Origin of the sequence: Nocardia sp. SYP-A9097 (assembly GCF_009649815.1) — a bacterium.
Classification (GTDB): Bacteria; Actinomycetota; Actinomycetes; order Mycobacteriales; family Mycobacteriaceae; genus Nocardia.
Genome location: NZ_WJIC01000032.1, coordinates 15,540 through 27,031 on the forward strand (window position 1 = coordinate 15,540; position 11,492 = coordinate 27,031).

Below are 11,492 nucleotides of genomic sequence, written 5' to 3' on the forward strand. Positions count from 1 at the left end.
CGTGGACACACCAGGCCCCCTGCTGACTACGGCGGCGGCAGATCCCATCGGCAGAGTGAGCCGCCGGGAATGGGCGGGGCTGGCCGTACTGGCGCTGGCCTGTCTGGTGTACTCCATGGATCTCACGGTCCTACACCTCGCGGTCCCGCAGATCAGCGCGGAGCTGAGACCGACGAGTTCCCAATTGCTCTGGATCATCGACGTTTACGGATTCCTGGTGGCCGGGCTACTGCTCACCATGGGCACCATCGGCGATCGGATCGGCCGCCGACGACTACTCATGGCCGGTGCGGCCGCCTTCGCCGCGGTATCGATCATCGCGGCGTTCGCGCCCTCGGCCCCGGTGCTCATCGGCTGCCGCGCGGTACTCGGGATAGCCGGGGCGACGCTCGCGCCGTCCACACTCTCATTGATATTCACCATGTTTCCCGATCCGGCGCACCGGTCGGTCGCGGTCGGGGTGTGGGTGGGGTCGTATTCGGTGGGCGGCTCCATCGGACCGCTGGCGGGCGGGCTGATGCTGGAGAATTTCTGGTGGGGGTCGGTGTTCCTGCTCGCTGTGCCGGTCATGGTGCTGCTGCTGATTCTCGCGCCCCGGGTACTACCGGAATTCCGGGATCCGAACGCGGGCAAGGTCGATCTGCTCAGCGCGCTCATGTGTACCAGCGCGGTACTACTCGTGGTTTTCGGCATGAAGAAGGTCGCACAGGACGGGCCGGTGCCCATCGCCATCGGCGCGCTGGCCGCCGGGATCATTGTCGGCACCACCTTCGTGCGCCGTCAGCTCACCGCGGCCGAGCCCATGCTGGACCTGCGACTGTTCCGGCTCAGTAGTTTCCGAATCGCGTTGACCATCAATATGGTCGCCATCTTCGCAGCGTTCGGTTATTTCCTTTTTGTCGGCCAGTATTTCCAGCTGGTGCTGGGTATGTCGCCGCTGCGGGCCGGAATCGCCACCATTCCAGCGGGTTTGGGCTTCATGATCGGCTCGCAGCTGGTGCCCCGGATGAGCCGGGTGGTGCGGCCCGCGTACATGATCGGGGTGGGGATGGCCATGGCGGCGGCCGGGCTGCTGCTGTTGACTCGCGTGACCGAACAGGGCGGGGTGGGCATCACCATCGCCGCGTCACTGCTGGTGTCGTTCGGGCTGGCACCGGTGTTCGGTATCACCACCGAGCTGATTGTCGGCACCGCGCCGCCGGAGCAGGCCGGGGCCGCCTCCGGATTGGCCGAGACCGGGGCGGAATTCGGTGGGGCGCTGGGCATTTCCATGCTCGGCAGCCTCAGTATCGCGCTGTATCGCGGGCAGCTGGCCAATACGCTGCCGTATGGCTTGCGCGATGCCGATGTGCACAGTGCGCGTGACACTTTGGGCGCGGCCATGCAGGTCGCAGACGCCCTGCCCGGGAAACTCGGTGCGGCCGTGGCGGAGGCGGCCAAGCACGCGTTTCTCACCGGGATGCATCTGACCTCCGCCATCGCGGCCGTGGCCGCGCTGCTGCTGGCGGTCGCCGCGCTGGTGCGGCTGCGGCATATCGAAGCCAGTTGAATCAGCCACGCGTGCCGGGTGATCGGGGTGCGATCACCGCACGCGGGTGGCCGTCATTTGCCGGCGATGGCCCGAATGGCGGTGCTCAGGTCGTCGCCGTCGAGTAGATCCGCGGTCGGCGCGATCATCCACTGCATGGCGACACCCTGGAAGAGCGCGAACAACAGCTTTGCCACGGCCCGGGCCTGCCCCTCGGTGAGGTCGGGATGCGCTTCGCGCACGCCCTGCGCCATATCGCCGTAGGCGCGTTCGGTGGCCTCGGCCATATAGAGCTGCATCTCCGGATCGCGGGCGATCTGGATGCCGTTCTCCACACTCAATTGCAGGTTGTCGCGATTGCGCTGGATCACGTCGAGCAGGCCGTGCCAGGTGGGTCCGAGCGCGTCCCAGAGGGACTGCCCCTGTCCCCCATCCTTGATGGCGGCGTCGATCTCGTCACCGAGTTCGGTGCCGACGCCCTCGGTGAGCGCCTGCATGACCAGGCGGTCCTTGGAGCCGAAGTGGTATCCGATGGCGGCGAGGCTGACACCTGCGGCGGCGGCGATATCACGGGCGGTCACCTTGGCCATGCCACGCTCCAGGATGGCCTTCCGAGCGCCCATCAGTAGGTCTTCGCGATTTCCCATAACCACACCCTACCAGCGTCTTAGACATTTGTTCTAGACACCCGTGCCAAAGTCTGTTAGACATATGTCTTAGACGGACGTACTTCACCACCACGGGAGACATCATGAGCGCCACCACCAACACCCTCCGCATCCTGATCGCCGGCGGCGGCATCGCCGGGAACGCCGTTGCGCTGCAACTGCTTCGGGCCGGGGCCGCGATCACCGTGGTCGAGCGGGCCGCCGCCCCGCGCCCCGGCGGACAGGCCGTCGACCTGCGCGGCCCCAGCCGCGAGGTGGCCGAGCGGATGGGCCTGATGGCGGGCATCAACAAGCGCCTGCTGCACGAGAAGGGCATGAGCATCGTCAAGGCCGACGGCACCCCGATCTACCGGATGTCCATGGAGATGTTCGACGGTAAGGGCCCGGTCGCCGATATCGAGATCAGCCGCGGCGATCTCAACGATGTACTGCTCACCGAAATCGCCGATACCGCAGGCGAACTCGACTACCGCTACGGGGACTCGATCGAGACCATCGACCAGGACGGCAAGGGCGTCACCGTCGGATTCAACTCCGGGCGCAGCGAACGCTACGACCTGGTGATCGGCGCGGACGGGGTGCACTCGCGCACCCGCAAGCTGGTATTCGGACCGGAAGAGGAGTTCACCACCTTCCTCGGCGGGTACATGTCCTTCTACACCATTCCCACCCCGGCGGGCGCGGAGCAGGACTGGATGGCCATGCATGTGGTGCCGCGCGCGGCGATGGGCGTGCGGCCCGACTACGACCCCGCCACCTCCAAGGCCATCATCACCCTGCGCACCGACCAGGATCCGGCGCTGCGCGGTGATATCGGCGCGCAGCGCACGCTGATTCGCGACATGCTGGCCGAAGCCGGTTGGGCCGTGCCCGAGGCGCTCACCCATCTCGAGACCACCGATGACTTCTACTTCGACGAGCTGGTGCGCGTCGATATGCCGTCGCTGTTCAAGGATCGCGTCGTACTGCTCGGCGATTCGGGCTTCTGCGGTTCGCCCATGACCGGCATGGGCACCGCCATGGCGATCGTCGGCGCATACCTGCTCGCCGGTGAAATCGCCGCCACCCCTGCGGATTTGGATGCCGCGCTGGTCCGCTACCAGGAGCAGGTGACGCCATTCCTGGACAAGGCCAAGGAGCTGCCGGGCGGCGGTATCCAGATGATGCTGCCGACCTCCAAGGTCGGGCTCAAGGTGATGCAGCGTATCGGCTGGCTGATGACCACCAAGCCTTTCCGCCCGATCATGATGAAGATGCTCGACTCCACCCAGGACTACGTGCTGCCGAGCTACTGATCAGCGAAGGCTAGGCTCGAATGGTGCGGCAGAAGATCATCATGGACAACGACACCGGCATCGATGACTCCCTGGGACTGCTCTACCTCCTGGCCTCCCCCGAGGCCGAGATCATCGGAATCGCCTCCAGCGCGGGCAATGTGCCGGCGCGGCGGGTGGCGGCCAATAATCTCGCGCTACTGGATTTATGCCGGGCACCCGAGCTCGAAGTGGCGCTCGGGGCGGCGGAGCCACTGGCGATTCCATTGCGTACCACCGAGGACACGCACGGACCGCAGGGTGTGGGGTACGCGGAGTTGCCGGAGTCCACGCGCAAGCTCTCGGATCGGTCGGCGGCGCAGTTGTGGGTCGATCTGGTGCGGGAGCATCCGGGCGAGATCGTCGGTCTGTGCACCGGGCCGCTGACCAATCTGGCGCTGGCACTGCGACTGGAACCGCAACTCCCGCAACTGCTGCGGCGGCTGGTGATCATGGGCGGGGCATTCAACCATCCCGGCAATACCACACCCACCAATGAGTGGAATGTGCACGTGGATCCCGAGGCCGCCAAGGAGGTGTTCGACGCCTTCTCCGCCGCGCCCGCGGATCGGCGGCCCATTGTGTGCGCGCTGGATATCACCGAGACCATCGAGATGCGGCCCAAACATCTGGCGCTGCTGGCGGAACGGGCCGCGAGCACCCCGATCGAGCTGGTGCGGGAGAGCGATCCGCCCGAGGCGCGGTCGGGCGCGAGCAATCCGCTGGTGCGATTCCTGACCGATGCGGTCCGGTTCTACTTCGACTTTCACAAGCTCTACGACCAGGGGTATCTCGCGCATATGCATGATCCGTTCGCGGCGGCCGTGGCGCTGGACCACGCGCTGGCCGTCACCAAACCCGCGACCGTCGATGTCGAGTTGGCGGGGACCATCACCCGGGCCACCACCGTCGCGGACTGGGCGGGGATGTGGGAGCGAGAACCCAATGCGGACATAGTGATCGGGACCGATCCGGAATTGTTCTTCGAACGGCTGATCAGCCGGGTCGGAGATTACGCGGCCGCGATCTACCCGGAGGTCCACGCGTGAACGACGAATATGTGACCGGATTCCGGGCTCGGCTCGGACTGCCGTCGATCATCGATGTGCATACGCACTTCATGCCCGAACAGGTGTTGCGGAAGGTGTGGGGGTACTTCGATACCTCCGGGCCGCTGCTGGGGCATCGGGAGTGGCCGATCACCTATCGCGATGAAGAACAGGTGCGGCTCAAGACATTACGCGGATTCGGGGTGAGCGCGTTCACCTCGCTGGTGTACCCGCATCGGCCGGATATGGCGGCCTGGCTCAATGAATGGTCGGCGGATTTCGCCGCGCGCACACCGGATTGCCTGCATACCGCGACCTTCTACCCCGAACACGGCGTGGACAGCTACGTGGAGGCGGCGCTCGCCGCAGGCGTGCGAGTCTTCAAGGTGCACGTACAGGTCGGGCATTTCCATCCGGGCGATCCGCTGCTCAACGAGGTGTGGGGCATGCTGCAGGACTCGGGCACGCCGATCATCATCCACTGCGGATCCGGTCCCGCCGCAGGGGAATTCACCGGCCCGGAGCCCATCGCCGAACTGCTGCGGCGTTTTCCGCGCCTACGCCTGGTGATCGCGCACATGGGTGCGCCCGAATACAGCCAATTCCTGGATCTGGCAGCCGATTACGATGACGTGCTCTTCGACACCACCATGAACTTCACCGACTTCTTCGAGGCGGCCGACCCGTTCCCGATTCACGAGCGCGCGCGATTGCGGGACTTCGGCGACCGCATTCTGTTCGGCAGCGACTTCCCGAATATCCCGTACACCTACGGACACGCCCTGCAATCACTGGAACGACTCGAACTCGGCGACGATTGGTTGCGGCGGGTGTGCCACGGCAATGCCGCCCGGGTGTTCGCACTCCCGTAACGAACAGGACCGGGGCCGTTGATCATTCAGCGGCGGGTGAGCCGGGGTCCGGGGAAGACGGAACCGGATCGGGCGCAGGGCGACGGCGGTGACCTTGTATTCGGGGCAGTCGGTGACGGTGTCGGCTCGGCTCGGCTCGAGGTGAGTTCATTGGCGGGTGCGGCCGGGAAGTGGAAGGCGGTGAAGACCTGCCCGGGCGCCACCTCCTCGGTGGGGCGGGCGGCGAGCACCATACGTCCACGGCGACTGCGGATTTCGATCGGATCGCACAGCCATCCAGTCACGGGGACGGATATTCATCGCGTTCTCGCTTCTCTCCCCGGCTCGGCGGGGCCGGCACGAACAACCCTGCGCTTGTTCGGGCGCGCCGGCGAGAGGCGGCAAGTCATCGGAGGGAAGGGCTTTGGTCCTTCATATCGTGCGTGCCGTCCCTAGTGGGATATTCCGCCGCACCGGACTCTGGTGGCATGGACAAGGACGCGCCGCACGCCGCCATTGAGAATTCCCGGGCGGTACGCCCGCCCGCGATCGTGGTGGGCATCGACGGTTCCCTCGCGGCGCTGCGGGCCGCAGAGTGGGCTGCGGACGAGGCCGTGGCGCGGCGCGCGCCGCTACTGCTGGTCCAGGCGATACCCGCCGTGGACAATCCGGCTTTCCGGGCCGCCGGCGCACGCTTTCCACGCGCCTTCGGCATGCTGGAGAACGCAAGCGGGGCGCTGCGGGAGCGCCGGTCCTCCGATATCGAAGGCTGCCGGCTGGAGATCGAAACCCAGATCGTCCGAGGACAATCGGAGCAGGTGCTCATCGAGATGTCGCGCTCCGCGGCGCTGATCGTGCTCGGCGTCGGTGATATCGGCTTCTTCGCCCAAATGGTGCTGGGCTCGACCGCGCTGGCGGTCGCCCGTGACGCACACTGTCCCACCGCGCTGATCCGGCAGGCCAACGCGGTGAATGGCACGGTCCTGGTGGTCGTCACGGCATGGGAGACGGCCGGACCCGCCCTGCCGGCGGGCTTTCGAGCCGCGGCCGAGCGCGATGTCGACGTGATCGTGGTGCGCCTGTGGCACGGCCGCGAATGGACCTCGCCGACAGATCGATTCACCGCCGCGGCCGTGGTCCCGGACGCACAGATCGCGCACTATCAGCGGCGGTTCCCGACCGTGGCGGTACGCCCGGTCACAGTGGTCGGCGACACCGTCGACGCGATCGAACGCTTCAGCGCCGCAGCACAACTGGTCGTGGTCGGCCACGAATCCGATCAGGAGCATCCGGAACGCCTGGGCCGGATCGCCAACGACCTGGTCCGCCACGCCCCCTGCCCGGTCCTGGTCATCCCCGACCGGCCCGGAATCGCCGACACCCTATCGGACACCACGGCTTCAGCACTCCCGCGGTGAGTTCCGGCTCGATTGGCTGATTTCCGTAGTTCCGCGATTCTGTCGGCGTGCTGCACCGGTTCTTCCTGACGGCGCGACCGCTTGCGCCCGAACAGCATTCGTGAGCGCGCGGTGAGCGGTGATCGGTTCCGGGGTGAGACCTTCGACCCTATGACTCGGGGCGGGGCAGGAGTCCAATCGAGGGCAGGACGAATACCCCGGGAGGTCGGTCATGACTCAGGAACCCGTACTGGTTACCTATGGCTCCAAGCGCGGCGGCACCGCCGAGATCGCGCAGTGGATCGGTGAATCGTTGCGCGGGGAGCACATCGCCACCGAAGTGCTGCCCGCCGCCGAAGTCCGTGAGGTGAGCGGATATCGCGCGTTCGTCATCGGCGGTTCGCTCTACATCGGCTTCTGGCATCGTGACGCGCGGCGATTCACCCGCAGGTTCGCCCGGCGGCTCGGGGAGCAGCCGGTCTGGTTGTTCGGCAGTGGGCCGCTGGACGATTCGGCCGATACGCCCGATGGCGGTGCGAAAGTCTTGGGCGCGAAGGCTGTTCGTAAGGCGGCCGAACGGGTGGGGGCTCGCAGCTGGACCATTTTCGGCGGCCGGCTCGAGCGCACCGCCCGCGGCTTCCCGGCTTCGGCGATGGCGAAGAGCAGCGCCGGTGACTTCCGGGATCGTGATCGCATTCACGCCTGGGCGAAAAGCATTGCGGCCGAACTCGGTCAAGGCTGACGCCGAGCCTCGGCACCGGCCGGATATCGAGCGATATCCGGCCGGTACCCAACCGCTATCCGGCCGGAGTGATCAGCCCGTAGTGGCCGTCGTAGCGGTGGTAGAGCACGTGGCTTCGGCCGTGATCACGGAAGAATACGAAGGGCCACCCGGTCAATTCGAGCCGGGCGACCGCACCGTCCATCTCGAGTTCCGGTGCGGCGGCGCTGATGGTGAACGCGGTCGCGCCCGGAAGCACCATTTCCGGGTGCGGCTGGACCTGTGCCAGCCGGTACGCCCCGTCCTCGGTGCGATACAGCACGCTGTCCATCCCGCTGCCGGATTCGGTGAACGCTCATGGCTTCCCGCAAGCCTTGCCGGGTCGCTTCTCGATATGTCGTGGTCATTTCCGCTCCGCGTAGACGTGCCGGGTGAGGTCGGCGACCGGTTCCAGCGGCGCGGCCTCGGCGGCGGTGACCGCCGCGTCGATCTCCGCGCCGACGGCGGTCTCCAGGGCCGCCCGGTCCTCGGGTTTCAGCGTGCCCGTCGCGCATAGTTCGTCGAACAGGCGCGGGATGGGATCGCGGACCTTCCACTCCTCGATCTCGGTCTTGGTCCGGTAGCGGTCGGCGTCGTACATCGAATGCGCCCGGAATCGATAGGTGCGCAATTCCAGGAAGACCGGGCCCATCGGGACGCCGCGCGCGAGGGCGTGCCCGTGGTCACGGTAGGTCGAGACGACCGCGTCCTCGGGTTCGAGCGCGCCCAGCAGCCCCGCGGCCACCGCCTCCTCACCGATATAGAGATGCAGGAAGCCGCACACAGCCTCGGAGCTGTAGAGGCGCACGCACCGCTCCTCGAAGCGGCGGATGCGAATCATCTGACGCAGCAACTCGATTCGTGCGTCCGGCGGTACGGGTGTACCGACCCGGCGGGTCACCGGCGCGGACCGTCGCACCCGAACCGCATCGCCGGTTGGCGGAACCGGCGCGGTCGCGAAAGGTACGGAAGAACCAGCCCCGGCGGAGGTCTTGCCCTTGCGCCCCGCACCGTTCGGGGGTTCGGCCCCGAACGCTTCCGGGTGGCGGTCATGACGCGCCCTCCAAGGTCGAGATATCACCTCAGGGCAGTCCCAGTTCGCGGGCTTTCAGCAAGCGCCGCATGACTTTTCCGCTGCGCGTATGCGGTAGACCCTCGGTGAAGACGATCTGTTTGGGCGCGACCGCACCCAGCTGCCGCCGGCCGAAGGCGAGCAGTTCGTCATGCAGGTCGGGTGTGCCGGCGTAACCCGGTTCGAGTTGGACGAATGCCTTCACCAGTTCCCCGGCGACCGGGTCGGGTGTGCCGATAACGCCGACCTCGGCGACCGCCTGGTGCGCCATGAGCGCGCTCTCCACCTCGAATGGCCCCACGAGATGCCCGGCGGAATTGATCACATCGTCCGCGCGCCCGACGAACCAGTAGTAGCCGTCGGCGTCGCGGCGGGCCAGATCGCCGGAGAGATACCAGCCGTCGGCGAAAGCCTGTGCGTACCTGACGGGTTCGTTCAGATAGCCGCGGAACATCGACGGCCAGCCGGCACGCAGTGCGAGTTCGCCGACCTCGTCCACGCCCGTCGGCTCGACCGCGTTGTCCACAATCGCGGCCCGGCCGTCCGCGCCGCGACGCAGGATGGTGGCCTCGATACCGGGCAGGGGCCGCCCCATCGATCCGGGCCGTACCTGGGCGGCCGCCAGATTCGAGATCATGATGGCCCCGGTCTCGGTCTGCCACCAGTTGTCGTGCGCCGGACGTCCGAAGACCCGCTGACTCCACACCACCACTTCGGGATTGAGCGGCTCCCCCACACTGGAGATGAAACGTAAACGCGACAGATCGGTGCCTTCGGGGAGCTCGTCACCGCGACGCATGAGCATGCGCAGCGCGGTGGGGGCGGTGTACCACACCGTCACCTTTTGCCGGGTCAGTGTGCGATACCAGCGCTGGGCGTCGAATTCCGCCTCATCGCTGATCACCGTGGCGCCCAGGCTCAATGGCGCGATCACGCCGTAGGACATGCCGGTCACCCAGCCGGGATCGGCGGTGCACCAGAAGATATCGCCCGCTCGCAGATCGAGGGCGTAGCGAGCGGTGACCCGGTGCGCGAGCACCGCGCCGTGCACATGCACCGCGCCTTTGGGCCGGCCGGTGGTGCCGCTGATGAAGTGCAACAGCGCCGGATCCTCCGCGGTGGTGGGCACGATCGTGAAGTCCGGTTCGGCGGCGGCCATGGCGAGGGACAATTCAATGGTGTCGGCCACGGGCGCGTCGTCGATTCCGGCATCGGTGACCAGTACATGTCGCAGTACGGGCAGCGCGTCGCGATTGGGCGCGACCTTGCGGCGGTACATCTCCACCGTGGTCACCAGCGTGGTCGCGCCGGAGATCTCCAGGCGCCGGCGCACCGGTTCCGGACCGAAGGCCGAAAACAGCGGCGACACCACGCACCCGGCCTTCCACGCGCCCAGCATGGCGACGTACAGCTCCGGGGTCCGGCCCAGCAGCAAGCACACCCGTTCACCGCGGCGCACCCCCAGATCGCGCAGCAGATTCGCGAACCTATTACTGAGCGCGGCGAGTTCGGCATAGGTCAGATCCACCCGCGCGCCGGTGGCGCCCAGCCAGCGCAGTGCGATCGCGTCGGCGAGCGGGGTACCCAGATGCCGGTCCACCGCCTCGTGCGCGATGTTCACCCCGCCGCCGGGCAGTCCGTCCAGGTCCAATCGTGCCGCATCCCAACTGAATTCACGACGGGACAGGTCATAGTCGGTGAGATTGGCATCGGCTCGGTCGCTCGCGGATTTCTCGATCGGGGCCCAACGCACCGGTTCACGCTCGGATACGCCCTTGGGGCTGACAGTCTTCATTTGTCCTCCTACCACCAGTGAACGACTCGGTTCCCGGTGCTCGGCAGGGCGCAAAGACCATTGCGACGGTGACCTCCGGCTCCTGCGCCGAGGTCACTGCGCTTTCTGCCCTGCATACCAGGACCTTCGACCCTGTGTCCGATCCCACCCGCGGAGCCAGGCTTGCCTCATGAGCCATCACACCGACCCCTTCGCCCCCGCGGTGCGCACCGCCAACGAATGGCTTGCGGTCGTCGCCGGTCGACTCGATACCGATGATCGGATATTCACCCATCGGGCGGTGCGCGCCTGGCTGCATACCGTGCGCGACCGGCTCGGCGTGCACGCCGCCGCGCATTTCAGCGCCCAACTGCCGGAACTGCTGCGCGGGGTCTTCTATGAGGGCTGGATCCCCGGTCACGTCCCGGTACCACATGACGTGCCCTCATTCCTGACTCAATTCGCCAGGGAGGCAGGTGTTTCCGTTACCGAGGCGACGGCGCTGACCGGGCTCGTCACCGATGCCTTCGCCGAACTCTTCTCCCCCGGCCAACTCGATCATGTGCTCGCGCAGATTCCGGCACGACTGCGCTACGTGCTGCTCGGCGCCGAATTCGGCAAGACGGTCTGGGATATCACGGCCGCACCGCCCCAGCCGATCGCGCCGCTGGATCTCGAGCAGCAAATCCACGCGCTCGCCGAGGCCGTGGCCGCGCTCGCGACCGGCCTGGAGACCCTGCCCGGCAGTGAAATCGACGCCGCCGCACAGGTTTCCGCCGCACAGCGCGCGCATCGCATTCTGCTCGCCGAGGGTCTGACCGGAGCCGCGACCGAATCCCTGTGATTCGACCGGCACTTCACACGAAGGCAGTCACCATGACCATCCGCCACGCCCCTCTTTTCATTCTGGCCCTGCCCGTCGTCATCGCCGGGCTGGGCTTGGCCGGAGCGCCGGCGATCAGCATGCTCTTCGCACTGCTGCTCCTGGCCGCGCCGGTGCTTCTGCTGCTGCTCATGCCCGCCGATATTCGCCCCCAGCGCCCCCGTCCCCGTACCGGTTTTCCATTCTGAGCCAGAAGG

General features: G+C 66.9%; 13 protein-coding genes. 8 read left to right on the forward strand and 5 right to left on the reverse strand.

The features are described from left to right. Positions 1–19: 19 nt before the first annotated feature. Positions 20–1,549, forward strand: coding sequence for an MFS transporter (locus GFY24_RS35230; RefSeq protein ID WP_375336149.1), 1,530 nt, complete (start codon positions 20–22; stop codon positions 1,547–1,549). 53 nt (positions 1,550–1,602) lie between these two features. Here GFY24_RS35230 and GFY24_RS35235 read toward each other — a convergent pair whose 3' ends face one another. After that, positions 1,603–2,175, reverse strand: coding sequence for a TetR family transcriptional regulator (locus tag GFY24_RS35235; protein WP_153809444.1), 573 nt, complete (start codon positions 2,173–2,175; stop codon positions 1,603–1,605). A 104-nt stretch (positions 2,176–2,279) separates the two neighbouring features. On the opposite strand from GFY24_RS35235, the gene GFY24_RS35240 reads away from it, so the two are divergent. The 3 genes from GFY24_RS35240 to GFY24_RS35250 are packed head-to-tail and all read left to right on the forward strand — an operon-like array spanning position 2,280 to position 5,430. Continuing rightward, a complete protein-coding gene (locus GFY24_RS35240) occupies positions 2,280–3,491 on the forward strand; it encodes an FAD-dependent monooxygenase (protein WP_153809445.1) in 1,212 nt (403 codons plus the stop codon). Between the two features lie 20 nt (positions 3,492–3,511). After that, entirely contained in the window at positions 3,512–4,558 is a 1,047-nt protein-coding gene (locus GFY24_RS35245) for a nucleoside hydrolase (protein ID WP_153809446.1), read from the forward strand. Continuing rightward, positions 4,555–5,430, forward strand: a complete 876-nt coding sequence (locus GFY24_RS35250; RefSeq protein ID WP_309231711.1) for an amidohydrolase family protein — start codon at positions 4,555–4,557, stop codon at positions 5,428–5,430. Before GFY24_RS35245 ends, GFY24_RS35250 begins: the two co-directional genes overlap by 4 nt. A 26-nt stretch (positions 5,431–5,456) precedes the next feature. Here GFY24_RS35250 and GFY24_RS35255 read toward each other — a convergent pair whose 3' ends face one another. Next, complete coding sequence (locus tag GFY24_RS35255) at positions 5,457–5,714, reverse strand: molybdopterin dinucleotide binding domain-containing protein (RefSeq protein ID WP_309231712.1); 258 nt, start codon at positions 5,712–5,714, stop codon at positions 5,457–5,459. Positions 5,715–5,897: 183 nt separating this feature from the next. Between GFY24_RS35255 and GFY24_RS35260 the strand changes: the two genes are divergently transcribed. Beyond that, complete coding sequence (locus GFY24_RS35260; RefSeq protein ID WP_153809447.1) at positions 5,898–6,827, forward strand: universal stress protein; 930 nt, start codon at positions 5,898–5,900, stop codon at positions 6,825–6,827. A 211-nt stretch (positions 6,828–7,038) separates the two neighbouring features. Then, positions 7,039–7,548 (forward strand): flavodoxin domain-containing protein, encoded by a 510-nt coding sequence (locus GFY24_RS35265; protein ID WP_153809448.1) that lies wholly within the window; start codon positions 7,039–7,041, stop codon positions 7,546–7,548. Positions 7,549–7,603: 55 nt separating this feature from the next. Here GFY24_RS35265 and GFY24_RS35270 read toward each other — a convergent pair whose 3' ends face one another. From GFY24_RS35270 to acsA, 3 genes are all read right to left on the reverse strand, one after another. Next, positions 7,604–7,858 (reverse strand): sigma 54 modulation/S30EA ribosomal C-terminal domain-containing protein, encoded by a 255-nt coding sequence (locus GFY24_RS35270; RefSeq protein WP_153809449.1) that lies wholly within the window; start codon positions 7,856–7,858, stop codon positions 7,604–7,606. 72 nt (positions 7,859–7,930) lie between these two features. Beyond that, on the reverse strand, positions 7,931–8,407 hold the full coding sequence (locus GFY24_RS35275) for a thiamine pyrophosphate-dependent enzyme (RefSeq protein WP_194853144.1): 477 nt from the start codon (positions 8,405–8,407) through the stop codon (positions 7,931–7,933). Positions 8,408–8,648: 241 nt separating this feature from the next. Then, positions 8,649–10,433 (reverse strand): acetate--CoA ligase, encoded by a 1,785-nt coding sequence (gene acsA, locus GFY24_RS35280; protein WP_153809450.1) that lies wholly within the window; start codon positions 10,431–10,433, stop codon positions 8,649–8,651. Between the two features lie 169 nt (positions 10,434–10,602). Here acsA and GFY24_RS35285 point away from each other — a divergent pair, with 169 nt between their 5' ends. Together GFY24_RS35285 and GFY24_RS35290 are read left to right on the forward strand one after the other, a co-directional pair. Further along, complete coding sequence (locus GFY24_RS35285; protein WP_153809451.1) at positions 10,603–11,256, forward strand: DUF2267 domain-containing protein; 654 nt, start codon at positions 10,603–10,605, stop codon at positions 11,254–11,256. Between the two features lie 32 nt (positions 11,257–11,288). Then, on the forward strand, positions 11,289–11,483 hold the full coding sequence (locus GFY24_RS35290) for a hypothetical protein (RefSeq protein ID WP_153809452.1): 195 nt from the start codon (positions 11,289–11,291) through the stop codon (positions 11,481–11,483). Positions 11,484–11,492: the final 9 nt, after the last annotated feature.

Excerpts from the sequence above, each read along its gene's own strand:
- GFY24_RS35260 (WP_153809447.1), top strand. The coding sequence starts at position 5,898 with ATGGACAAGGACGCGCCGCACGCCGCCATTGAGAATTCCCGGGCGGTA.
- GFY24_RS35235 (WP_153809444.1), bottom strand. The coding sequence starts at position 2,175 with ATGGGAAATCGCGAAGACCTACTGATGGGCGCTCGGAAGGCCATCCTG.
- GFY24_RS35270 (WP_153809449.1), bottom strand. The coding sequence starts at position 7,858 with ATGGACAGCGTGCTGTATCGCACCGAGGACGGGGCGTACCGGCTGGCA.
- GFY24_RS35240 (WP_153809445.1), top strand. The coding sequence starts at position 2,280 with ATGAGCGCCACCACCAACACCCTCCGCATCCTGATCGCCGGCGGCGGC.
- GFY24_RS35285 (WP_153809451.1), top strand. The coding sequence starts at position 10,603 with ATGAGCCATCACACCGACCCCTTCGCCCCCGCGGTGCGCACCGCCAAC.
- GFY24_RS35275 (WP_194853144.1), bottom strand. The coding sequence starts at position 8,407 with ATGATTCGCATCCGCCGCTTCGAGGAGCGGTGCGTGCGCCTCTACAGC.
- GFY24_RS35265 (WP_153809448.1), top strand. The coding sequence starts at position 7,039 with ATGACTCAGGAACCCGTACTGGTTACCTATGGCTCCAAGCGCGGCGGC.
- GFY24_RS35245 (WP_153809446.1), top strand. The coding sequence starts at position 3,512 with ATGGTGCGGCAGAAGATCATCATGGACAACGACACCGGCATCGATGAC.
- acsA (WP_153809450.1), bottom strand. The coding sequence starts at position 10,433 with ATGAAGACTGTCAGCCCCAAGGGCGTATCCGAGCGTGAACCGGTGCGT.
- GFY24_RS35290 (WP_153809452.1), top strand. The coding sequence starts at position 11,289 with ATGACCATCCGCCACGCCCCTCTTTTCATTCTGGCCCTGCCCGTCGTC.